The 22,600-nt window shown below is 61.0% G+C and carries 20 protein-coding genes and 1 tRNA gene; 7 read left to right on the plus strand and 14 right to left on the minus strand.

Translation table 11 applies throughout. The annotated features are described in order from the left end of the window. The first annotated feature begins 190 nt into the window (after window positions 1-190). Both DEH80_RS05645 and DEH80_RS05650 read left to right on the plus strand, forming a co-directional pair. Entirely contained in the window at window positions 191-1,324 is a 1,134-nt protein-coding gene (locus DEH80_RS05645; RefSeq protein WP_165831311.1) for a GGDEF domain-containing protein, read from the plus strand. 309 nt (window positions 1,325-1,633) lie between these two features. Then, complete coding sequence (locus DEH80_RS05650) at window positions 1,634-1,945, plus strand: H-NS histone family protein (RefSeq protein ID WP_109719499.1); 312 nt, start codon at window positions 1,634-1,636, stop codon at window positions 1,943-1,945. 208 nt (window positions 1,946-2,153) lie between these two features. On the opposite strand, the gene DEH80_RS05655 is transcribed toward DEH80_RS05650, so the two are convergent. From DEH80_RS05655 to DEH80_RS05705, 11 genes are all read right to left on the minus strand, one after another. Next, window positions 2,154-2,238: transfer RNA gene (locus DEH80_RS05655), tRNA-Leu, on the minus strand. Between the two features lie 48 nt (window positions 2,239-2,286). Then, window positions 2,287-2,631 (minus strand): preprotein translocase subunit SecG, encoded by a 345-nt coding sequence (gene secG, locus DEH80_RS17735; RefSeq protein WP_109719500.1) that lies wholly within the window; start codon window positions 2,629-2,631, stop codon window positions 2,287-2,289. Window positions 2,632-2,646: 15 nt separating this feature from the next. Continuing rightward, window positions 2,647-3,402, minus strand: a complete 756-nt coding sequence (gene tpiA / locus DEH80_RS05665) for a triose-phosphate isomerase (protein ID WP_109719501.1) — start codon at window positions 3,400-3,402, stop codon at window positions 2,647-2,649. A gap of 54 nt (window positions 3,403-3,456) precedes the next feature. After that, window positions 3,457-4,809, minus strand: coding sequence for a phosphoglucosamine mutase (gene glmM, locus DEH80_RS05670; protein ID WP_109719502.1), 1,353 nt, complete (start codon window positions 4,807-4,809; stop codon window positions 3,457-3,459). Continuing rightward, window positions 4,806-5,615 carry a dihydropteroate synthase gene (gene folP / locus DEH80_RS05675; RefSeq protein WP_243412757.1) on the minus strand — a complete coding sequence of 270 codons (810 nt, stop codon included), beginning with the start codon at window positions 5,613-5,615 and terminating at the stop codon, window positions 4,806-4,808. The genes glmM and folP overlap by 4 nt, the downstream gene beginning before the upstream one ends. 61 nt (window positions 5,616-5,676) lie before the next feature. Further along, complete coding sequence (gene ftsH, locus DEH80_RS05680; RefSeq protein ID WP_109719503.1) at window positions 5,677-7,617, minus strand: ATP-dependent zinc metalloprotease FtsH; 1,941 nt, start codon at window positions 7,615-7,617, stop codon at window positions 5,677-5,679. Between the two features lie 56 nt (window positions 7,618-7,673). Then, complete coding sequence (gene rlmE / locus DEH80_RS05685; RefSeq protein ID WP_109719504.1) at window positions 7,674-8,306, minus strand: 23S rRNA (uridine(2552)-2'-O)-methyltransferase RlmE; 633 nt, start codon at window positions 8,304-8,306, stop codon at window positions 7,674-7,676. A 29-nt stretch (window positions 8,307-8,335) separates the two neighbouring features. Then, complete coding sequence (locus DEH80_RS05690; RefSeq protein ID WP_109719505.1) at window positions 8,336-8,644, minus strand: YhbY family RNA-binding protein; 309 nt, start codon at window positions 8,642-8,644, stop codon at window positions 8,336-8,338. Next, the gene (gene greA / locus DEH80_RS05695) at window positions 8,641-9,117 is read right to left on the minus strand and encodes a transcription elongation factor GreA (protein WP_109719541.1); all 477 of its coding nucleotides are present in this window, start codon (window positions 9,115-9,117) and stop codon (window positions 8,641-8,643) included. The genes DEH80_RS05690 and greA overlap by 4 nt, the downstream gene beginning before the upstream one ends. 139 nt (window positions 9,118-9,256) lie before the next feature. After that, window positions 9,257-10,822, minus strand: a complete 1,566-nt coding sequence (locus tag DEH80_RS05700; RefSeq protein ID WP_109719506.1) for a protein adenylyltransferase SelO — start codon at window positions 10,820-10,822, stop codon at window positions 9,257-9,259. A 118-nt stretch (window positions 10,823-10,940) separates the two neighbouring features. Continuing rightward, complete coding sequence (locus tag DEH80_RS05705) at window positions 10,941-11,798, minus strand: metal-dependent hydrolase (protein ID WP_165831312.1); 858 nt, start codon at window positions 11,796-11,798, stop codon at window positions 10,941-10,943. A gap of 209 nt (window positions 11,799-12,007) precedes the next feature. Here DEH80_RS05705 and DEH80_RS05710 point away from each other — a divergent pair, with 209 nt between their 5' ends. Continuing rightward, window positions 12,008-13,231, plus strand: a complete 1,224-nt coding sequence (locus tag DEH80_RS05710) for a GGDEF domain-containing protein (RefSeq protein WP_109719508.1) — start codon at window positions 12,008-12,010, stop codon at window positions 13,229-13,231. On the opposite strand, the gene DEH80_RS05715 is transcribed toward DEH80_RS05710, so the two are convergent. Next, window positions 13,207-14,121 carry a bile acid:sodium symporter family protein gene (locus DEH80_RS05715; protein ID WP_109719509.1) on the minus strand — a complete coding sequence of 305 codons (915 nt, stop codon included), beginning with the start codon at window positions 14,119-14,121 and terminating at the stop codon, window positions 13,207-13,209. The two genes, DEH80_RS05710 and DEH80_RS05715, sit on opposite strands and share 25 nt — an antisense overlap. Before the next feature lie 143 nt (window positions 14,122-14,264). Here DEH80_RS05715 and DEH80_RS05720 point away from each other — a divergent pair, with 143 nt between their 5' ends. Next, entirely contained in the window at window positions 14,265-14,561 is a 297-nt protein-coding gene (locus tag DEH80_RS05720) for a YcgL domain-containing protein (RefSeq protein WP_243412758.1), read from the plus strand. Here the strand turns inward: DEH80_RS05720 and DEH80_RS05725 are convergent. Continuing rightward, complete coding sequence (locus DEH80_RS05725) at window positions 14,546-17,578, minus strand: hypothetical protein (protein ID WP_109719511.1); 3,033 nt, start codon at window positions 17,576-17,578, stop codon at window positions 14,546-14,548. The two genes, DEH80_RS05720 and DEH80_RS05725, sit on opposite strands and share 16 nt — an antisense overlap. A 330-nt stretch (window positions 17,579-17,908) precedes the next feature. On the opposite strand from DEH80_RS05725, the gene DEH80_RS05730 reads away from it, so the two are divergent. After that, the gene (locus tag DEH80_RS05730) at window positions 17,909-20,503 is read left to right on the plus strand and encodes a M4 family metallopeptidase (protein ID WP_165831313.1); all 2,595 of its coding nucleotides are present in this window, start codon (window positions 17,909-17,911) and stop codon (window positions 20,501-20,503) included. A 47-nt stretch (window positions 20,504-20,550) separates the two neighbouring features. Here DEH80_RS05730 and DEH80_RS05735 read toward each other — a convergent pair whose 3' ends face one another. After that, the gene (locus DEH80_RS05735; protein ID WP_165831314.1) at window positions 20,551-21,117 is read right to left on the minus strand and encodes a DUF2946 family protein; all 567 of its coding nucleotides are present in this window, start codon (window positions 21,115-21,117) and stop codon (window positions 20,551-20,553) included. A 191-nt stretch (window positions 21,118-21,308) separates the two neighbouring features. Here DEH80_RS05735 and DEH80_RS17420 point away from each other — a divergent pair, with 191 nt between their 5' ends. Continuing rightward, window positions 21,309-21,611: a hypothetical protein gene (locus DEH80_RS17420; protein WP_207774487.1), complete on the plus strand. Its 303-nt coding sequence runs from the start codon at window positions 21,309-21,311 to the stop codon at window positions 21,609-21,611. Window positions 21,612-21,662: 51 nt separating this feature from the next. Further along, window positions 21,663-22,385 (plus strand): hypothetical protein, encoded by a 723-nt coding sequence (locus DEH80_RS05740; RefSeq protein WP_207774488.1) that lies wholly within the window; start codon window positions 21,663-21,665, stop codon window positions 22,383-22,385. Window positions 22,386-22,600: the final 215 nt, after the last annotated feature.

A 22,600-nucleotide genomic window follows, 5' to 3' on the forward strand; every position in this document is an offset into this window, starting at 1 on the left:
ATAATGTATATTATGTAAAGTTACGTCTAGGCTCATAAACAACTCTTTGCTGACACGGTAACGCTTCAGCTCGCCAATCCGACTTATGGGGTCAAGCTGGGCCCCGCCGCCCCTCACTCAATCTATCGACTGGGCGGCCGATACGCATGTCCAAGCGCATGTGCGCACGAGGACTAGAACGAGAACACGCGTGTCGACAAACAACCAACAGGTTAGCGAACAAGGGATGCGGATGCGCCGCATGCTGCTGGGCCACACCGTCTATGCGGCGACCTTGGGTCTGGTTTGCTGCCTGACCTGGATTGGCGAGCTCAGTCCCCAGAGCCTGGCCATCTACTCGACCTTGCTGATCGCGACGACGTTGTCGTTCATGCTCATGATTCGTCTAGGTTGGAATCTGCGGTTTAAGGACCCCAGCCTAACGACATGGGCGATTCTCCTTCCCTCGCTTTATGCCACCTGGGTGTTGTTTCAATTAGACGATGCCGTGCATCGTGCGCCGCTCTTATTCATGGGTGTGGTGGGTCTGTTGTTCGGAGCATTTGTTAACCGTCCCAAAACCATGGCGTGGATTGCGGTTGCTCTGGTGCTGTATTACGCGGCCGTCATCGGCGCATTGCAGCTGTTTGCCCCGCAACGCATCACCTGGAGTGAAGAATTGCTGTTGTTCGTGGCTTACGCGGCAACCCAGGCTCAGATCGTGCTCGTGAGCCTTTATATTGCCGGATTGCGGAGCCGACTCGTCCGCAAGAACAAGGCATTGAAAGAAGCCTCACAACGGCTTGAAGAGCTTGCGACGCGTGACGCGCTGACCGGACTACCCAATCGGCGCGCTTGTTTTGAGCAGCTCGATCACGAGCGGTCACGGACCAAGGCGATGGTGACCGGCGGTGCCTGTAAATCATTATGCATCGCGCTGCTCGATGTCGATCATTTCAAGCGGATTAACGACTGCTTTGGTCACGGCGTCGGGGACGATGCGCTCATACAGATTGGTCGTGCGGTTCGCGCAGTACTTAGAAAACAGGATTTCTTCGGGCGCTACGGCGGCGAAGAATTCGTGCTGACACTCCCGATGACACCATCGGACACCGCGCTGGACTTATTGGAGTCGGTACGCCATGCAATTGCCATGATCGACTTGGAGCACAATGGCCAGATCGTGGATCTTAGCGCCTCGTTGGGCGCTGCGATTCATGCGCCCGGCGAAGCCATTGAAAAGACGCTGACGCGTGCCGACGCCGCTCTATACGAAGCAAAAAACCTCGGCCGTAACCGCGTTTGCTTGGCTCCTGAGCTTCGACCGCACGCGCAAGCCGTTTAACAACATAAGCTGCGAGCGCCATTCATTCTTGCGTGGTCCGCAACGACGGAATCCTGTTTTTCTGTCCCCGGCTGTTTGGACTTGGACGCTCAATCTCGTGATACTGTCGAGCCGCCGTCAGGGCATTGCCCTGACCGCCCCACCCGGCTTGGCCGTATGTAATCACCCGATTACATCGTCTCAAGCTCAGGGCCAATGGCGACGTGAATTTATGGCGGACTCGCATTCATCTCTTTGCAATATCCAGTGATTTGATTATGATTCGCCCGCGGTTTTAAATCGTTTCTAATTCCGGAGTAAAGGGAAATAATGAAAAAGAGCGAAGAGCTTCAACAAAAGATTCGCGAACTGGAACAGCAGGCAGAAGAAGCACGCAAGGAAGAGCTTAGCGAGGCGATTGCCCAGATCCGTCAGATCATGACCGAAAACGGAATCACCATGGCCGATCTGGATGGACGTCGCTCGGGCCGCAAGTCGCGCGGCAGCGGCACAGGCAGCAAGCGTCCGCCGAAGTTCCGCGACCCGGTGACCGGCAATACCTGGGCAGGTGTGGGTCGCGCGCCCAAATGGATTGTCGAAGCTGAAGCGGCGGGCAAGTCGCGGGAAGACTTCCGCATCTGACTGCTCGCGATGGGGTGGGCCGTAGGCGATCAGCCTGCCCTGCCCGTCACGAACGCGGATACAAAAAAGCCGAGGCACAAGCCTCGGCTTTTTTTGAGGCCGTCTTACAGACGACCTAGGGAAGCACTGATTTATTCGCTCCGCCTGGGCTCGCGCGAAAACCGGCTCCGTCTTGGCAGCGCGAACAAATCAGTGCTTTCCTAGTTGTTGGTGCCGACGCCCGGAGTCGAACCGGGACACCTTTCGGTACTACCCCCTCAAGATAGCGCGTCTACCAATTCCGCCACGTCGGCTAAACAAGGCGGCGAATTGTAGTGAGACGCCGCCAAAAAAGGAACCCGTTACTCGGGAATTTCCTCGACCGTCTCCGGTGTTTCTTCCGGAAGCGTCTGCGGTACGGCGTCATCCGTAGCAGCTGGCTGCTGAACACGGTCGACCACACTGCTGGATTCATGCCGTTGGCTGACCAGATACGCCAGTGAAAGACTCACCGCAAAGAACAGGGCAGCGGATACGGCCGTGGCTCGAGACAGAAAGTTCGCCGAGCCTCGCGATCCGAAAACCGTCCCCGAGGCGCCGCTACCGAATGCCGCGCCGGCTTCGGCGCCCTTGCCCTGCTGAAGAAACACGAGCGCGATAATGCCCAGTGCCAAGATGACCTGGACCACAACTAAGACTGTGTACATGGTTGGAAACGGTAGTCAGGATGCAGCAGCAGCGATGGCCAGAAAGTCTTCCGACTTGAGCGAGGCTCCGCCGATCAAGCCGCCATCTACATCTGGTTGAGCAAACAGTTCCGGCGCATTGCCGGGCTTAACGCTGCCTCCGTACAAAATTGGAAGCACGCCCGCAATTGTAGCATTGTGCGCAGCAACCTGTTGGCGCAGGAATGCATGGGCCGCCTGTGCCTGATCGGGCGACGCAGTCTTGCCCGTCCCGATCGCCCAGACCGGCTCGTAGGCCACAATGGCATCCTGAAGGGCATCGACCCCATGCATGCGCACGACCGCTTCTAGCTGTGCCTTGAGCACCGATTCCATCTGACCCTGCTCACGCTCCTCCAGCGTCTCACCGACACAGAGGATCGGCACCAATCCGGCGTCACGCGCCAGCCCGAACTTGGTGGCCACCTGCTCGTTGGATTCACCATAAAGGCTGCGCCGCTCCGAATGGCCGACGATCACGTGCCAGCAGCCGATGTCACGCAGCATGGTGCCGCTGACCTCACCCGTGAAGGCACCGCTATCCGGCTGATCCGCCAGGTTCTGTCCCCCGACGTGGACGTCGGAGTCGCCCAAGGCGCGCACCACCGCATCCAGGTAGGGGTATGGGGGACAAACAATCAATTTGGCCTTGGATTCGCTGGCGCCAGCTGCGATGGCTTCGGCCAAATTTTCAGCCATGCCCAAATTGCCGTGCATCTTCCAATTGCCGGCGACAATGGTGGGTCGTGTCATATCGGTACCTGTGAAGTTTGTTCCAGTCTGTCAAAAGTCGTTGGAGCGCGGGACTTAACCCGCGCTGGCCTGGCGAACCGCATCTGCAATGGATTCCGCATGTTGCTTAACCTGTGCGCCGTCCTCGCCTTCCACCATCACCCGGATGACGGGCTCGGTTCCGGAGGGGCGCAGCAAGACGCGGCCGGCGGTCCCAAGGGCTTGCTCGACGGCCTGCTTGGCGGCTTGAACGGCCGGGTCAGCCATGATTGCAGCCGCATCACCGGCGTCCAGGCGCACGTTGACCAGCAGTTGCGGGTAGAGATGAAGCGGTTCGATCAGTTCTTCGAGCGACCGGCCTGAATTCATGATCACGGCCAGTGCCTGCAAGGCGGTGACAATCCCGTCGCCAGTGCTTGTGCGGTCCAGGCAGATCACGTGACCCGAAGACTCGCCGCCAATGAGCCCGTCATGGGCCACCAACTGCTCCATGACGTACCGGTCCCCAACCTTGGCGCGGATGAAATCGATCCCTTGCTGGTTCAGGGCCTGCTCGACGCCAAGATTGGTCATCAGCGTGCCAACAACGGGGCCACGTAACTTCTTCCGCGCCTTGCGAGACGAGGCGATCACATAGACCAACTGATCACCATCGACCACCTGCCCGCTCCGGGTCACCATCATGCAGCGGTCGCCATCTCCGTCGAAGGCGATGCCAAGATCAAGTTGTTGCTCTTGCACCGTGCGTTGCAGCAATGCCAGGTCGGTGGCTCCACAGCCTTGATTGATGTTGAAGCCGTCGGGCCGCACGGCAAGCTCGGTGACCTGGGCGCCAAGCTCGCGCAATACGTCGCCTGCAACGTGGTATGTGGCCCCGTTCCCGCAATCGACGGCGACTCGCAGGCCATGCAGCGCCGCGGGCGAACGGTAGGTGCTCTTGCAGAACTCAACGTACCGCCCCCCGGCATCGACAATGCGCCGAGCGCGCCCCACCGCCTCAGGCGCCACGCAGGTCATGGGTTGGTCCAGCGCGGCTTCGATGGCCAGTTCGTCGGCATCCGGCAGCTTGCGCCCATTGGCGCCGAACAGTTTGATGCCGTTGTCGTAGTGCGGATTATGCGACGCGCTGACCACGACGCCGACCTGGGCGCGAAAGGTACTCGTGAGATAAGCAATCGCCGGTGTGGGCATCGGGCCGACGAGCAGGACATCGATGCCCGCCGAGGCGAAGCCGGCTTCCAGTGCAGATTCAAAGAGATACCCGGACAACCTCGTGTCTTTTCCGATCACGACCTTGCTGCGGCCCGAGGTGTGACGTAGGTGCTCACCTACGGCCCATCCGAGTCGAAGCATGAAGTCTGGGGTCATGGCACCTTGGCCCACGCGTCCGCGGATGCCATCGGTTCCGAAGTAGCGACGATTGCTCATTGCTTGGGTGCCAAAGCATTCGCGACGCGAATGGCCTGGGCTGTCTCCTTCACATCGTGGGTGCGGATGATGCGCGCACCGGACTGAATGGCCAGGACCGCCGCCACGGCTCCACCCAGTACGCGGCCGGTGGGTTCGGGCTCGTCGAGCAATTCGCCGAGCATCCGCTTTCGCGAAACACCGACCAAAATCGGATAGCCCAGCGCAACAAGTGACGGAAGTGCCTGAAACAGCGCCGTATTATGCGACAGCGTCTTGCCAAAACCGAAACCGGGGTCGAGCATCAAGTGCTCTCGCGGCAGGCCAGCCTCCAGACAAGCTAGTGCACGGCCCTGTAGGAAGTCGGTGACTTCGGTGACGACATCACGATAAACCGGAGCCTGCTGCATGGTCCCAGGCTGACCCTTCATGTGCATGAGACACACGGGGACGCCCAATTCGACCGCGGTCTTCAGTGCTTCCGGCGCCTGCAGGGCTTCAACATCATTAATCCAGTGTGCGCCCGCCGCCACGGCGGCGCGCATGACCGCCGGCTTCCGCGTGTCGACGGAAAGCGTCACATCGAAACGGGCGGACAAGGCTTCAATCACCGGCACGACGCGGTCGAGCTCTTCCTCAACCTGCACCGGAGCCGCGCCCGGCCGGGTGGATTCACCGCCGATATCAAGCACGTCGGCGCCCGCTTCAACCAGGGCAGCCGCCTGGTCAACCGCGGCTGGCACCGAATTGAATTGCCCCCCGTCCGAGAACGAATCCGGGGTGATATTCAGCACGCCCATGATGGATGCTGGTTTGTTCGGCATCATGTTCCCCAATGACAAGCGGCGCCCTGAAGGCGCCGCTGTCGTACATTTCCGGAAGCTCGAATCAATGCTGCTCGGCAGGGCCACCCACACCCGACTCCGGCGCCGGCCGGGCTTTGCCCGATTCGGCACTGGAAGCCCCCGCGCCACCGGACGGTAGATCCGAATCAGGATCCTGCCAGTTGGACGGTGGGCCTGGCTCGCGCCCTGCCATGATGTCGGCGATCTGATCGCTATCGATGGTCTCGTATTTCATCAGCGCCGCCGCCATCGCATGCAGTTCATCCATGTGATCCAAGAGAATCTGCTTGGCCCGACCGTAGTTGCTATCGATGACCTGCCGGATTTCGCTGTCGATGGCATGTGCCGTTTCATCTGACACGTTCTTCTGCTGCGTCACCGAACGGCCGAGGAACACTTCACCATCGTCCTCCGAATACGTCAGCGGCCCCATCTTCTCGGACAGCCCCCACTTCGTGACCATATTGCGCGCAATTTCCGTCGCCCGCTCGATGTCATTGGACGCCCCGGTGGTGACCCGGTCCAAGCCGAAGATCAACTCTTCAGCCAACCGACCGCCGAACAGCGAGCAGATCTGTGAATTCAGATACTGCTTGGTGTAGCTGTAGCGATCGTCTTCAGGCAGGAACATGGTGACGCCCAGGGCACGCCCTCTCGGAATGATCGTGACCTTGTACACCGGGTCGTGCTCGGGGACCGTCAATCCGACGATGGCGTGGCCTGCCTCGTGGTAGGCGGTGAGTTTCTTGTCCTCATCCGACATGACCATGGATTTGCGCTCGGCGCCCATCATGATCTTGTCCTTGGCCTTTTCGAAGTCGTCATGATCGACCAGCTTCTTGTCAGCCCGGGCGGCGAACAGCGCGGCCTCGTTAACCAGGTTGGCCAGATCTGCGCCGGAGAACCCGGGCGTCGCCCGTGCAATCACGCCAGGCTTGACGTTCGCGGCCAGCGGCACCGTGCGCATATGCACTTTGAGAATCTGCTCACGACCACGAACATCGGGCAGCGGCACCACCACCTGACGATCGAACCGGCCAGGGCGCAGCAGCGCGGGATCCAGCACATCAGGGCGGTTGGTTGCGGCAATGACGATCACACCCTCGCTGCCTTCGAAGCCGTCCATCTCGACCAGCAGCTGGTTCAAGGTCTGTTCGCGCTCGTCGTGGCCGCCACCCAGACCGGCCCCACGCTGACGGCCAACCGCATCGATTTCATCGATGAAAATAATGCAGGGTGAATGCTTCTTCGCTTGCTCGAACATGTCGCGAACACGCGAGGCGCCGACACCGACGAACATCTCGACGAAGTCGGAGCCGGAGATCGTGAAGAAGGGCACACCCGCCTCACCTGCGATGGCCTTGGCCAGAAGCGTTTTACCGGTACCGGGCGACCCCACCATCAGCACGCCGCGGGGAATCTTGCCGCCCAGGCGCTGGAACTTGGTCGGGTCGCGCAGAAAATCGACCAATTCGACGACTTCGTTCTTGGCCTCCTCGCAGCCGGCCACATCGCTGAAGGTGATCTTTACCTGATCGGCCGACAGCATCCGCGCCTTGCTCTTGCCGAAACTCATGGCGCCGCGACCACCCCCGCCACCCTGCATTTGGCGCATGAAATAAATCCAGACGCCAATGAGCAGCAGAATCGGGAACGAGGAAATGAACAGCTGCATCAGGAAGGACTGGCGCTCAGGCGGCTTGCCCTCGATGACCACATCCTTGTCACGCAGGGTGCCGATCAGCGGCCCGTTATCCGTCTCCGGATTAAAGGCCTCAAACTGCTGCCCGCTAGATAACTGCCCGTAGATGGTCTGGCCCTGCAGCGTGACGGAGCTGACCGCTCCCTGCTCCACCTTGTCCAGGAATTCGGAATACTGCAGCGGCGTGCGTGACGAGCTGCTCTGCTGAAAGCTGGAAAATACGCTCATCAGCACGACGGCGATAACCACCCAAAGCAGCAGATTCTTAGCTAAATCGTTCAAGTTCAGACCTCACATCGCATCGGAAGACAACAGGTTCGATGCGTTACAAACGGACCCTAGCCCAGGCGGAAGTTTCTCGCCACCACGTACACCTCGCGGCTGCGTGCGCGCGAGGCGGCCGGCTTACGGACAGAAACCTTTTTAAAGCGTTCCCGAACCTGCGCCAACCAGGCGTCGAATCCTTCTCCCTGAAAAGCCTTGGCCACAAAATCGCCACCGGAAACCAGTTGGCGGTCACAAAAATCCAGAGCCAGCTCCACCAGACCGGTGGCACGCGCCTGATCGGCCGATGCGATGCCACTGATGTTGGGGGCCATATCGGATAAGACAAGATCAACCCGTTGACCGTTCAACGCCGTCTCCAACGCCGACAGTCCTTCATCGGACTCGAAGTCCGATTGGATGAGCACGCTGCCCGGCAGCGGATCGATGGGCAGCAGGTCGATGCCGATGACCGTCGACTTCGACCCGCAGCGTTTCACGCAATACTGCGTCCAGCCACCCGGCGCCGCCCCGAGATCCACGATCCGTTGACCGGGACGGAGCAGGCGGTCCCGCTGGTCCAGCTCTTCCAGCTTGAAAACCGCACGCGAGCGCCATCCCTCAGTGCGTGCTCGCTGCACGTACTGATCCGACTCATGTTCGGAGAGCCAGCGTCGACTGGACGCAGAACGGCGTTTTTGGCCCATAACGAATCGCCTACGCGCAGTGCGAAAGCCTAGGCGCGGCGCAGTTGCTCACGAAAGCGAGCACGATCCTTGTTTTCGCGATACAAGACGGCAACATGGCCAATTTGCTGCACATGGGCTGCGCCCAGAGCCTCGCAAAGCTGCTCGGCCATCGCCTTGCGATCCGCTGCGTCAGACGCCACCAGCTTAAATTTCACCAGTTCATGATGGGCCAATGCCTGCTCGGCCTCGGCGGTGAACTCAGGTGTCAGGCCGCGCGCACCGGTTTGCAGCACCACATTCAGATGATGGGCGGCCGCGCGCAGCACTTGTCGCTGAGGCGACGTCAAGGACTTCACTGGTAGCGAACCTCGACGATTTCCAGCTCACGCGTCCCGCCGGGCACGACCACGTCAACCACCTCGCCCTCTTCCTTGCCGATGAGTGCACGGGCGATGGGCGACTGGACGGAAATCAGACCTTGTTTAATGTCGGCTTCATCCTCGCCGACGATCTGGTAGGTCACCTCATCACCAGAATTGGCGTCGGCCAGATCCACGGTGGCACCAAAAATCACCTTGCCATTGGCATTGGCCTTGGTCGGATCGATGATCTGTGAATTCGACAGCTTGGCTTCGATCTCGGCAATCCGCCCCTCGATGAAGCTCTGCTGCTCGCGGGCCGCATGGTATTCGGCGTTTTCCTTCAAGTCGCCGTGTTCCCGAGCTTCGGCAATGGCCTTGATCACAGCCGGCCGACGTACTGACTTCAGCTCCTTCAGTTCGTCGCGAAGCTTCTCGGCGCCGCGGGCCGTCAATGGAATGCGTGTCACGCCTCCAGTCATAAACAAAATCCTTCAGGTTCGAGAAAACCGCCCGGATGGGCAGCCCGCAAGGTTCGCTGATCACCCAGACAAGATCAAGCGGGATCGCATCAACCCCAGCGCGTGGTGACCTCCCATGCCCGCATGATCAGGAGCTGCAGGACAGTGCGGCGCAGCCCGGCCGATGCCGCGCCCAGTCGGGGCGTCTGGCCGCATACCGCGCAGCCCCAGGTTGCGCTGAGTAGGGTTGGGACAAAACGGCGCAAAGCCGTTCCAGCTCGCTTAGGTCACCCTGCTCCGCCGCTTCGATGGCCTGCTGTGCCAGATAGTTTCTGGGCACATAAAGCGGGTTCACCGCATTCATGGCCTCCCGCCGCTGCTCCGACGGATGCCTGCCAATCCGCGCTTGATAGCGGGCCAGCCAAGCGAGCAGCGCGTCACCGACGGGGCCGCGTAAATCATCAGCTCGGTAGTACGCCGGTTCAAACAGCGCGCGCAATGAATCCGGCGCGCCCTCGGCGGGCACTTCGGCCAGGCAACGAAAGAACAGGCAGTAGTCGGTTTCGGTCTGCTGCATGAGCTTGAACAAATCACTGAGCAAGGCTTCGTCCTCGGCCCCTTCTAATGCGGCCAGTCCAAGCTTGTCCGCGTACATCTGCCGTGCCGATGCCTCGTAGACTTGCGCATACCGCTCGAGACCCGCCTCCAGGGCTTCGGTGTTGTCGACCAGCGGAGCCAACGCGCCACCGAATCGGGACAGATTCCACTGCGCGATACTCGGCTGTCTCCCAAAGCAGTACCGACGCATCTGGGCATCGGTGGTGTTCGGGGTCCAGTTCGGCTCATAGGGTTCGAGCCAACCATACGGCCCGTAGTCGATGGTCAGACCATGGATCGACAGGTTGTCGGTGTTCATCACGCCGTGAACAAACCCGACCCGGGTCCATTCGACCACCAGCGCTGCGGTTCTCCGGCAAACAGCATCGAACCACTGGCTCACGGCCTCCGGTGACTGCGGGTCAATCGTGGGTTCATGCTCTGAAATCGTGTACTGCACCATGCGCCGCAGCAGATCGTGGTCACCCCGTGCAGCGGGTAGTTCGTAGCTACCCAGTCGCAAGAACGAAGGCGCCACCCGACAGACAATGGCCCCCGGCTCGGGCGCAGGATGGCCGTCATAGAACATGTCACGTACAACCTGCTCCCCGGTGGCGACAAGCGACAGGGCGCGAGTGGTCGGTACGCCTAGCGCATGCATGGCTTCGCTGCAGATGAACTCTCGGAGTGAAGAACGCAGCACCGCACGACCGTCAGCGCCGCGTGAGTATGGCGTGGGCCCCGCGCCTTTGAGTTGGAACTCGTGGATGCGGCCGGACCGATCAATAAACTCGCCCAGCGTGATGGCCCGCCCGTCACCCAGCTGCCCGGCCCAGTGCCCGAACTGATGGCCACCGTAACAATTGGCGTATGGACGCGTTCCTGGCCAGCGGCGGTTGCCGGCCAGCACATCAAGCCAGGATGAGTCCGTGGTATCGGGTCGGGCCAGGCCAAAATCTTTAGCCAGAGCATCGGACCACGCCAGCAGGCTTGGCGCCCGAACCGGTGTCGGTTCGACCAACGAGTAGGCGGCGTGTTCGACGACACGTGGATGGTGACCACCGGTGGCATCGCCAGGCAGGGCGTCTAGATAGCGGTGGACCAAGGCGGGGGTCATGCAAGCTCTCGTCTGGATTGGGCATGGGACCCAGTGTCGGGCCGTCACCCCATCAGACATGCGGCGCAGTCGGCGAGTTTCAAGCCTCCGTCAGTCACCGGCAACCCGGCAACGGCGCTCAGGCCGCCCGGGCCACCACCTCGCCGGCTTCGATGGCGTCGCCGCTCCGTTCGTAGGCCTCACGCCAGGCTGCGTAGCTCTCCAGCTGTCCCTGCTGCCAGGGGTGGAAGCCAGGTTTGAAGTACGCCAGGTAGTGACCCAATAGTCCGCTGAACACGCCACGCGGGCCGTACAGCCACCAAAGTCCCTTGAGCCAGGCACGCCCCCGCCGCGGTAGCGCATCGACTTTGAACATATGGCGCATGATCAAGAAGGTGTGCAATGGAAACGTGATGCTGACTTGCAGCATGGCCAATACACGCGTCAGGTATCCGCCCCGAGCCACGGTCTTGTAGACATCGAATGCGACGGCCTTGTGCTCGATTTCCTCGACGGCATGCCAGGCATACATCGCTCGGATGCGTGGATCGGCATCCTTCAGGAGTCCCTTGGCGAAGAACCCATGCGCCATCAAGGCGGTTAAGTGCTCAGCGGCGGCCGTCTGCGCCAATGTGTAACGCCGCGACATGCGCTTGCGGAAGACATTGAATAAAAAGTGGTGCTCTTCCTGGAGGATGTGATCAACAGCCACACCCTGCGCCTTGATGCGTTGATTGAACTGGCTATGCACCATGCCGTGCTGGCCTTCCTGATAAATGAAGTCCTTCACTTGGTGCTGAAGATCGGGGTCGGTGATCTGGTCACGAAAATCGCGGACGCAAGCGATGAAAAAGCGCTCACCCTCGGGGAATAGCAAACTCATGGCATCAAAGAACCGCGACTTAAACGCATCGCCCCCAAACCAGTAGCGTGGGAGGTCGTCGTCCTCCAGACCAAAGTCCGGGCCCTTGCGTGGAACAATTCTATGTTCGGTCATCGTTGTCGTCTCCTCGGCGCACGACATGGGCGCGCCTTTGAGTCTCGAGCATACCGACGCGTCGATGGGCTGCGATTGGTAGGAGTACCACCGATTGGTTCAGGTTTCGGTCAATCCTGCCGATTTCAGTGGCAAGATGAACGTGTCCGCCCCGCCTGGAAGACAGACGCATTTTCACACCGAGATCACAGACTGTTGCACGGCATCCGGTGACCCTGCCCACCGGATCGGTCGGGGTGCAGGCCAGAGCGCTTGCCATCCGACAGGCCCTGGACCATCCCCGTCCGTGGTTGCACTTCCCCGCGTCGTTGGAAACCGCCTTTCGCCACTGGTACGTCAACGGTATCCGAGGCGCCAGAATCCTCTTGGCCATCGTGGTGATCGCACTGCTGGTGATCAATTCACTTAGCGAATGGCTGATCATGCGGCCCGATGCGCGTTTTCTTCCCGGCGCCCACTTCATTCAGTGGGGCATCGAATTTCCAGTGATCGTGCTGGCCCTGGTGATCCACCTCAGTCATCGGCTCCGATGGCTCTGGGACCCTGCGCTGATCTTGGCGGGGTTTGTCATCGCCTTGGGTGTGGAGGCCCAGCGTGTCCTGGGACTGACCGAAGGCTTCGAATTGCCCGCACTGTTTGCACCCGTGGCGATCGTCTCCGGGGCCATTAGTGCCCGGCTGCGGTTCTGGCAGGCACTGCCAGCGGGTGTCGTCTTCATCCTGGCCTGGTCGGCCATTGAAATCATCCATATCGGCTCGATTCCGCAGGCGGCCAATGAGCTGTTCGTCGGATTTGTGGCGCTATCGGGCACGTTGGTGGGGCTTTACGGGCAGGAGTACCAGGCGCGTCGCGCCTGGCTGCAACAGGAATGGAACCGGCTCATGGCCGAGACCGATGCCATGACCCTCATGCCCAATCGACGTGTGCTGACGCGGCTGGGCAGCACGCTGCGTGCACGCGCCCGCAGTGACCCGCAGGCGATCGCGCTCGCGGTGATCGATATCGATCACTTCAAACGCTACAACGACCAACTGGGTCATGACGCTGGAGATGACTGTATTCGCCGTGTGGGGCGTGCGCTGGCCACACAGGCACATCGCGAGCTAGATCTGGTTTGTCGCCTGGGGGGCGAAGAGTTTGTCGTTGTGTGGCATGGGCGTCGCGCCGAGACCTTGTTTACCGATGCGGAGCGCTGCAGGCAGACGGTGCGCGATCTCGCAATCCCGCACCCCGATGGTGGCGATCGACCGGTGACGGTCTCTGTGGGTGCGGTCTGTATTCCGGCATCCGTGGACCCAGATCTGGACGCGCTGTATCGCTGCGCGGATGCCGAGCTGTACATCGCCAAGCGGGCTGGGCGTGATCGCTGCTCGGTACGCCATCTGCAGGTCAGTGGCCCGGAGACGATTCAGGCGCCGGCCGCCGTCCCATAACGCCTCCAAAGGCTGGCCAATGTCAGGCCCGAGATCAGGTGCCAGACACCCCACCATGCCGCAATCATGGCCATGCCCCCCAAACCGGCGAAATGATTGAAACAAAGGACCAGGCCGAACCCTGAGTTCTGGATGCCGGTTTCAAATGCCACCGCACGCGACTCCGCTTCGCTCAGCCGAACCTGCCGTGCCAGCCAATAGCCGATGCCGAGTCCCAGCGCGTTGACGGTGGCCACGATCCAGAAGGCCACGCCGATGTGCTCGACAAATGCGCTCCAGTTCCCCACCAGCCCCAGTACGATGAAGCCGGCGAGCATGAGCATCGAGGCCATTCGCATTGGCCGTTTGAGCCGCTGCGCCACGCTGGGGTAGCGGCCTGCCAGCCCCATACCCAGCACAGTCGGAATCACGAGGACGACCAGCACCGTTAGCAATATGTCGGCCGGTGACAGCGGCAGCGCCTTCAGCAGGACTTGCGTCGGTGGGTAAAGCCCCGCCCAGAACATGAAATTCAACGGCGTCATCACAATCGACGCTAAGGTCGATAGCCCCGACATGCTTACGGACAACGCGGCGTGCCCGCCGCTCATGGCCGTCAGAAAATTCGACACGTTGCCTCCGGGACAGGCAGAGACCAGCATCAGTCCCAGTGCGATCGACGGGTGGGGGCGCAGAAGCAGGATGCAGCCCCAGGCGATGGCCGGTAGCAACAAAAACTGGCAGAACAGCCCTGCCAGGACGGCTTGTGGACGCCGGGTGACGGATCGAAAGTCCTGCCAACGTATGTCCAGCGCCACGCCGAACAGGATCACGGCAATGATGCCGTTAAGAACCGCCAACGCGGTTGGGCTGAAACTCAGTTGTATTTGATCGATCCCGCTTGCGTCCACGCAATCTCCCCCGCCCCAGGCACTGTTGGAGATCGCGTCCGGGACACGGCCGCTTCTCCGGTCGCTCGTCGGGGCATCCTGCCCGCCTGGCTGCGACGGAACAAGCTGCGGGGCACTTGCTCCCGGTGACGCCCTTGGCCACCATGCGCGCCCGTTACTCGTCGCTCAACAGGCCCAGGATGAAGTGCATCGTGCTACGCAGCCGTCGTCATGACGAACTTTATGTTTTCGTTCCGGAGGACACCGAGATCACTGAGCTGCCTGAGTCCTTGCGTCAGCTCACCGGCCCGCTGGATGAAGCGATGCGCCTGACGCTCACGCCGGACCGCAAGCTCGCGCGGTCCGACGTGACAGCCGTGCTGGCCGGGCTGAAGGAACAGGGCTACTACGTGCAAATGCCCCCCAACCCGATCCAGCCCCGCCTCTACCGCGGCGACTGACGCCGGCGCCGAAGCAGCGTTAGACCCAGCAGCGCCATCAGTCCGCTACCCAGCGCACCGCCTGCACCCGCTGGCGCAGAGGGAGACGGCACCACCGGTGGATTCCCGGCATCGTCGAAGCTATAACTCCAGATATGGCGGCCGAAGGTCGACGCGAACACCCGGTTCGGGTCCGCCGGGTCCTGGACGATTTGGGTCACCACCACATTGGGCAGGCTGTCACCACCGAGCACCGACCACTCGGAGCCATCCGTGTCCGAGGAAATAAACGTCCCCAGGTCGGTCCCGATCAGCAGTTGACCTGCCCGCAGCAGCACGGTGTTGGTGTGGACCTCTGGCAGGTTGCCTGAAATGTTGACGAAGCTTTCGCCGCCATCGGTGGACTTGAAGACATTGCCCGTACCGATATTCGGGTTGGTGTCGAGATAAGAGCCCGGCGGCACCCACTCGCGACCGGCGTAGCCACCCAGGGTCACGTAAATGGTCTGCGGATCGGCCGGATCCTGCTCGATCGCGGTGATGTAGCGGTTAGGCAGCCCCTCGGCCGCGGTGAAATGCCAGCCATCCGAGGTGCCGGGATTCGGCGGCAGGTCGCCATTGACATTGGTCGCAATGCCATTGCCGAAGCCCAGGTCCCATCGACCCAGAATGTCGCATACGCCACAGAAGCCCACGTAGGCGTTGCCATCGCGCAAATGAATTGTGGACATTTGCCGCAGCCCGCCGGTCTCGGAGTTGCCGAGGTCAAAGACCTCATCCCAGTTCCCCGTTTCCCGCCCGGTCAGCGTCTGCACAATGTTCGAGCCGCCGGTCATCACGTGCTCGGCATTGGTCTCATCCATGGTGAACCAGTTGGCGAACATGGGATTGGAGACGCCCGCACCCGCACCCGAGAAGCTGAGCCCGCCGTCAACGGTGACATTCAAACCGCCGTTCTGCGTGGTCAAATAGGCGTAATGACTGTCGTCCGGATCAACCGCGGCGTAAAACCCGTCGCCACCCAGTGTCTGGAACATCTCCCGGGTGTCACCGTCGATGAAACCAGAACCGTTGTCCTGCAGGCCAAAGTACACGCGGCCGTCTTTGGCCACGGCCAGACCATAGGGCAGCAAGGTGTAGAAGCCCTCGTTGTGTCCGCGGGCCCAGCCATCGTTGTCCAGCTCTTCCCCTGCGCCGACACACTGTCGATACACGCCGCCATCGTTACCGGCGAAAAAGCAGACACCCCCGTCAGGTGTGCCGGTTTCATCCGTGGTTGGAATCCAGATGCCGTCGTGCTGGTCAGGGTGCGTGGTCGTGCCCGGCAGCGGTGACGTGTTGGTCGGACAGGTCGGAACCCCGGACAAGGCCAGTTGACAGGTGTCCCCGCGGAAGTACACGCCAATGACTTCGTAGTCCGAGGTGCCAGGCCCCTGCAGCACGCCATCCTGCGGGATGTTTGCGGTTGTCACCGACTGCCACACCTCTTCCAAGCCGAACATCAGCCGGGTGGGCACGCCGCCACCGAGGGCATCACTACGCGTGGGATCGGGTGAAATCCAGAGGTTGTACCAAGCTTGGACGCCGGGTCCGTTGATGGCTGCCAGCGCCGCCAGGCCGGAACCCGCCGCCGGGTTCAGAATTTCGGGGTCATCAGCCAGGCGCATCCAGCTATCGCCGAAATCAGTGGATGCGTAGATGCCGTTGAATGCCGTGCCATTAATCGAGCCGACACCCTCGCCGTTGCCCGGGTCCGGTGCGTCCAGCACGCCGATCCCGCCGTTAAAGAGCACCGCATCTTCAACAATGGCGTAAACGACGTTGTGATCCTGGTCCGGGCCGGTTGCCTGGCCCAGTTCCACCCGACCGATGCGTTCCTGTGTGGTGAAGCCGACCGGTGACAGTCCGTCGCCCGATACGTCCAGCTTGACGAAGCTATCCGGGTCGCCTGAATCCGAGCGATACAACCCGTTACCTGGCGAATGAATCGTGCCGTCCGGGAAGGTCAGCAATCCCGCGCGGTAACCGACGGCGGCTAACACCACGCCCCCGGCCTCGTCGGTGAGCCCGCCGGGTGTCTTGACGACAACATCGGTGACAAAGTTTGCAAACTGACAGGGACCAAGCTCCGTCACGCCGGCGCATTCTGGCGACGTGGGCAAGTTCACGTTGACGAAGCTGCTGCCGGCGTCGAACGACTTGAACAAGCCCTTGGATGTGGCCACATAGACTTCGTCGGAGTCCGCTTCATTGACAGCGACCTCGAAACCAAGCGCGGCATCGGGTAGCCCGGTCGACTGATTCCAGGTTTGGCCGAGGTCATCCGACCAGAATCCGCCCAGGCCGACGTATGCGCTCCCGCCCATCGTGTGTTCACCCGTGATGACCACCAAGCGCGACGGGCGTGAGTCCTTGGCTGGGATGAACTCAATGGCACCGGTGCTCAAGGTCGGCAGGCCATCGCCAATTGGAACCCAGAAGTCACTGAGCTGGTCGACCGAGTCGGCCTCGCTCATCCAAATGCCACCGGTTCCCACGGCAGCAAACAATCGCTTGTTCTCCGAATCATAGGCGAAGCTATCGACCCGCCCCATGGACGTGCCGATGCCGAGACCGGATGTGCCGAAACGCTCGTCATCCGTGATGAGCGGACCCGTGCCGTACTCAATCCATTGACCATCGGCCCCAGCGACGGCCTTGTCGCCCAGCATCGCCTGCTTGCGCTCCACCGCACTCCGGAAAGCGCCCGGCGCAACAATCCCGACACCGGGAGACCGCGCCTGCTGTGCCTGCTGAACCTCGAGAAAAGGTTCGGGGTGCTTGTCGCTGAGGCAGGCCTGTTCCCCGTATTGGTCCCGCAGGGCCTGCGCTTGATCAGGACTCAGGTCTGGGCGAAATTCCCTGGCATAAGCCACGGGATCAGCCAGATGCATACCTGGTGGGCAAAGCGTGGCCTGCGCCGGATCGGCCAGGTCGTAGACGAACACGGCCGACGCCGCCACGGCACCGGCGGCCGCAATTCCAAAGAGTTTGTTCACTGGGGTTCCCCGAGCATTCCAAGATGGTCGATCGACGCTAGGCTAATCAACCTGCGTGCCAAGTGACGGCTTGTTCAACCGTCGACATCGTCAGGCGCTCGCCAATCGAGTTCACTCAGGTTAACTTAATTTTAAGCAAGCACTGAATGAAACCCTCCGCCGCGCGCCCGTCGGGCCCTGTGGGTCAACCGGATTCGGCCTGTTGAAAGGCGGCATTCAGCATTTTTTGTGACGGCATGCTTGTTGCTGGCCGTCCGGATTATCCCCACGACCTGATGTCATCCGTTCGAAGGTCCTTCTTCGATGGGATGGATGACCGGAAACAACCTCATGATGACGACACGACTCTTGGCGCCGGCATTGGCGGCCCTATCTCTGCTGGCCGCAACCGCCAGCGCCAGTCCCGACCGCGGTGTACGCCTGGCGCAGCTGCAGGCACAGGCCGGCGACGCGCTGACGGTGGTCCACCGCCCACATCAGCAATTCGCCCTGCTCCGCGCCGCTTCCGACCAGCCGCTCATCGCCTTAGATGCCAGCGCGCCGCCACTGGAGCGCGCATTGCAGGCGCTGGGCCAGTTCGGGGAGACGCTGGGCGTGCAGCGCGCCGATCAGGCGTTTGTTCTGAATCGCGTCAGCCACGACGCAGCAGGCGGCACGCATGTGCACCTGGATCAGGTCCATCGCGGCGTGCCCGTGTTTGCGGCACGCGTCGTTGTGCATCTAGATGATCGCGGTGCTCGCGGGATCAGCGGTGTCGTCATCGAGGGTTTAGAGGCGCTGAACACGGCACCGTATAAATCGGCGGCACAGGCTGAGTCCCGGGCGCTGGCCATGGCCCGGAAGCACCACTCTGGTGCAAACCCGGTTGTCGAATCAACGCGCCTCGTGTACTACCGCCATGGACTGCTGCGCGGCATTCCCGGGAGCAACCACCTCGCCTACGAGGTGAATGTGGTCGATGCCTACCGCCGGGCCGAAGACCCCGTGCGTGAGCAAATCATCGTCGACGCCAACTCCGGTGTGGTGCTGAACCGCATCGATCGCATTCACCGAACCCTGAATCGCGAAATCTACACCCCGACCTTGGACGTGCCGCCGGTGGTCACCGAGGGCAGCGCGCTGGCTCCGGCCGATCCTGAGTTTGCCGGTGACGTGACGGGCTCATCGCGGATTCCAGCCACGCCAACTGACAATCTCTACATTTTTGCCGGCGGCACCTACGCGCTCTACGACAACATGTTCGGTTATGCCGGTTATGACCATGGGGCGGTTGCGCCTGAAGAGCAGGTGCAGCGCAGCGTTTATCTGATTAATCAGAACTGCCCGAATGCGTACTGGGACGGCGTGTCGACCAACTACTGCCCCGGCTTCGATGCGGATGACATCGTCAGCCACGAGTGGAGTCACGGCTACACCGAGTACACCCATGGTTTGATTTATCAATACCAGTCCGGTGCCTTGAACGAGTCGTACTCCGATATCTACGGCGAGATGTACGACCTGATCAACGGCCTGGAGGGCCCGCTGGGCGCCACGCTGACAGAGGGTGAATACTTTGAGAACGGGGGCAGTCGTTGGGTACTCGGCGAGGACCTGAGCGAGGCCGCTGCCGGTCTCTTACTGCGCGATATGTGGGATCCGGACAACTTTGGCGCCAATGTCCCAATTCTGGGTATTCCGGTGCTGTCCACGCCCTCGCCCGGCAGCGTGATCACCTCTGAAAATTATTATTGCGCCACAGGCGATAACGGCGGCGTTCACACCAACTCGGGGGTTCCAAACCATGCCTTTGCGATGCTGGCTGATGGCAAGTCCTTCAACGGCGTTGATATTCCCGCCATCGGCATGATCAAGGCCGCGCATATCTACTTTCATGCCGCGACCCATTACCAGACGCCCAGCACCACGTTTCCCCAACATGCGGATGCGCTGGAGCAGTCCTGTGCGGATCTGACAGGAGTTCCGCTGAACGACTACTTTGGTGAGGTTTCGGGCGACATCATCACCGCAGCCGATTGCGACGCTGTGGCCGCGGCCATGCTAGCGGTCGAGATGCGTGAGGATCCCACCGAAAAATGCGGCTACTTGCCGGTCTTGGCGCCGGAGGCCGAAACTCCGGCAATTTGTGGTGAAGACGAAGTCGCGTCGGTGTCCTTTAGCGAAGACTTCGAGTCCGGCAGTCTGCCGGCGGACTGGGTGTTGACTAGCGTCGGCGCCACAGCAGATTGGCCCGACACCCACTGGGAGATTTCGGCCGATGTGCCTGGAGATCGCTCAGCCTACGCGGCTTTTGCGCTGGATTCGCTGGAGGGCAGTTGTGCGCCGGGTGGCGACATCTCGGGTCAGTTCTCCATGGACACCCCGGCCATCACCGTGAACGACACGGATACCCATTTCGAGTTCACGCACTTCGTTCAAACCGAAACGAGCTGGGACGGGGGCAATCTAATGGTCAGCGTAAACGGCAGCGCTTTCTCGGTCGTGGATGCTGCCGCATTCGTTCATAACCCCCATGGCGCACCGCTGAATGATGCGACCGTGGATGGCAACACCAATCCGAAGGCCGGTGAGGCGGCCTGGCACGGTTCCGATCAGGGATTTGCGACCGGTAGCTGGGGCACCACCATCGTTGACCTAACGCAGCTCGCCAGCGCCGGTGACACCGTGCAGTTTCGCTGGGACTTCGGTCAAGATGGCTGCAACGGGAACCTGGGTTGGTTTGTTGACGACGTCAAGGTACTCGGCTGTGTTGCTGATGTGGGCAACGGCTCGGGTGGGAGCAATGGCGGGTCCGGAGGTGGATCGGGTGGTGGTTCATCGCCTGACAGCGTATCCGGTGGCGGCAGCCTGACTGGAGGCGCCTCACTCGCCTTGTTGCTGATGGCGGGTGCACGCCTGCGACGCCGGCGTCGGCACATGAACTAGGCTGGCTTCTTTCCCGCCGAAGGCCGATCAGTCTGATCGGCCTTTTTTTATTCCTGAGGATGGCGCTGAAACCCCAGGGCGTCCGGTAGATGGCCGTGATCACAACGGACAACTGGCCGTTCCTGCCCGTGCCACATCAACTGGAGCGGGGTTTGAGCACCCGAGGGCAGCTCCAGTGCAGCGGCCAAGGCTGTGTCCAAATCCATCGACTCGCTAACCGCGACGCGATCAAGAAACCAGGTCAAATCCGCTCCGTCCAGCACGGCCGCACCCTGCCCCGTCTGCAGCACGACCGAGCCGTCGGCATCGAGGTGGGCGGACGCGATCGAATCCACCTGCTCGCCAGTGTGCAACTCCAGACCACCATCCGGCGTAGACCGGGCGATCAGCGGTGTGTACTCCAGTTCGACATAGCCGCGTTGAGGGCCATTCTGGAAGTACCAGGCACCGCGCTCGTCGGGCGCATAGTTCAGCCGCATCATGTCGATCAGCTTGGGCCGTTCGACCTGTTGCCCCTTGAGATACCAGCGGCCGCGGCGGTCCAGTCGAATCCACCCGTAGACATGCGGCACGTTGGGCCATTTCGCCAACGCCCGTTGAACCCACGCCTCCATCGTTAGCCAGCCTTCTGACTGGCAAGCCGACGCTGTTCGGTCTGCGGTTCGATTGGCATCGCTTCTTCCGATTAGATAGGGTGTAAGCATCTTGCACCATCAAGGGGCATGATCGTAACCCTTTGAAAACGCTGCCGCGTGTGCTTTCCACCTGTAGCGGGTGCCGAATAACAACACAGGGAGAGTGGCGAATGAAATATCAGGGACGAATGCTGGTTGCTGGACTGGCAACCATGGCCTGTGCACCCGTGGCAGCAGAGTCGACACTCGGCGCAGGTGTCTGGGCCAATTATCGCTACGTGGTCGATGATCCACGTGATGAGGACACCCTCGGCGACTTCGCTGACGAGGCATTGATTCTCTATGCCGATGGCCAGTCGGATGACAAAGACCAGCCTTGGAGTTACTCCGCTGAGCTTCGTATCGGCCCCGGTAGTTTCACGGATTCGGCCAATAACTCCACAGGCTCGACGTTCACGCTGCACAAGGCCTGAGTTGGTTTTGGCCTGAGCGATCATCACCGGCTGGTTGTCGGTAAAAGCCAAGTGCCTTTCGCCTGGAAGACCGTCAATTTCTGGCCTGGAGACGGTTTGCAGGCCGGTTACGGGGATCAGATGGACGTGGGCCTGAAATTGGAATCCACAACGCCTATCGCCTACCAACTGGCCTACTACCACGCCGATGACTGGGGCGAGACCAGCACCGATACGGTCGATGACAACGGACACTGGGGCTCCTCCACCACGTTCCGTAAGGTGCAGACACTGGTCGGCAATGTCGACCTGCCTCTGAGCTCTCAGCACACCCTCTCGCTATCAGCCCAGGCGGGCCGCTTGCAATCCCTGGTGCCGATGATGGAGCAGGCCGTCGATGGCGCCCACCATGCGGTGGCCCTCCACTACCATGGAGATTTCGACGCCTGGTATCTGAAGGCGGAAGTCATCCATGCCTCTCGGGACATGCCCGACAATTACCTGGCCAGCACGGCGGGTCTCGCCGAGGAAATCGTCAACCAGCGCGCCGGCTTCGAGTTGGGATACCGCAGCGGACAATGGTTCTGGTATCTCGATGCGCACGCTGCCATGCCCGATACCGATGGGTCCAATGCCGATACGGTCTACTCTTACAGCCCTGGGTTCAGCTATGACTATGGCCCTGGATGGATTTACGTCGAGTACCTGGGCCAGACCGGTTTTGTTGATCGCAATGGTCAGGTCGGCGAAGGCGATTTCGATGCCTTTTATGTGTCGATGGATTTCTACCTCTAGTGAGGAGTGAATCCATCACACCGGCAGATCAGGACCTTCTTTCTTGCAAGACCTGGCGGTGCAAGCACCGCCAGATCATTGCCGATTCTCAGCAGCAGGCACCCCGTTAGCTAGCATCAACCCCGGGTGTCCTTACCGATTTGTTCACGGCGGCATATTGCCGCTCGTTCTCGCCCTGGCAGGCGATAGCGTTCATCCCACCGCCCAGCGTCCGG

Origin of the sequence: Abyssibacter profundi (genome assembly GCF_003151135.1) — a bacterium.
GTDB classification, from domain to species: Bacteria; Pseudomonadota; Gammaproteobacteria; order Nevskiales; family OUC007; genus Abyssibacter; species Abyssibacter profundi.

What these genes read in the sequence shown, in the direction of transcription:
- DEH80_RS05650 (WP_109719499.1), top strand. Translation starts at nt 1,634, where the DNA reads ATGAAAAAGAGCGAAGAGCTTCAACAAAAGATTCGCGAACTGGAACAG.
- secG (WP_109719500.1), bottom strand. Translation starts at nt 2,631, where the DNA reads ATGTACACAGTCTTAGTTGTGGTCCAGGTCATCTTGGCACTGGGCATT.
- tpiA (WP_109719501.1), bottom strand. Translation starts at nt 3,402, where the DNA reads ATGACACGACCCACCATTGTCGCCGGCAATTGGAAGATGCACGGCAAT.
- glmM (WP_109719502.1), bottom strand. Translation starts at nt 4,809, where the DNA reads ATGAGCAATCGTCGCTACTTCGGAACCGATGGCATCCGCGGACGCGTG.
- folP (WP_243412757.1), bottom strand. Translation starts at nt 5,615, where the DNA reads ATGATGCCGAACAAACCAGCATCCATCATGGGCGTGCTGAATATCACC.
- rlmE (WP_109719504.1), bottom strand. Translation starts at nt 8,306, where the DNA reads ATGGGCCAAAAACGCCGTTCTGCGTCCAGTCGACGCTGGCTCTCCGAA.
- DEH80_RS05700 (WP_109719506.1), bottom strand. Translation starts at nt 10,822, where the DNA reads ATGACCCCCGCCTTGGTCCACCGCTATCTAGACGCCCTGCCTGGCGAT.
- DEH80_RS05705 (WP_165831312.1), bottom strand. Translation starts at nt 11,798, where the DNA reads ATGACCGAACATAGAATTGTTCCACGCAAGGGCCCGGACTTTGGTCTG.
- DEH80_RS05720 (WP_243412758.1), top strand. Translation starts at nt 14,265, where the DNA reads ATGCGCGCCCGTTACTCGTCGCTCAACAGGCCCAGGATGAAGTGCATC.
- DEH80_RS05730 (WP_165831313.1), top strand. Translation starts at nt 17,909, where the DNA reads ATGATGACGACACGACTCTTGGCGCCGGCATTGGCGGCCCTATCTCTG.
- DEH80_RS05735 (WP_165831314.1), bottom strand. Translation starts at nt 21,117, where the DNA reads ATGGAGGCGTGGGTTCAACGGGCGTTGGCGAAATGGCCCAACGTGCCG.
- DEH80_RS17420 (WP_207774487.1), top strand. Translation starts at nt 21,309, where the DNA reads ATGAAATATCAGGGACGAATGCTGGTTGCTGGACTGGCAACCATGGCC.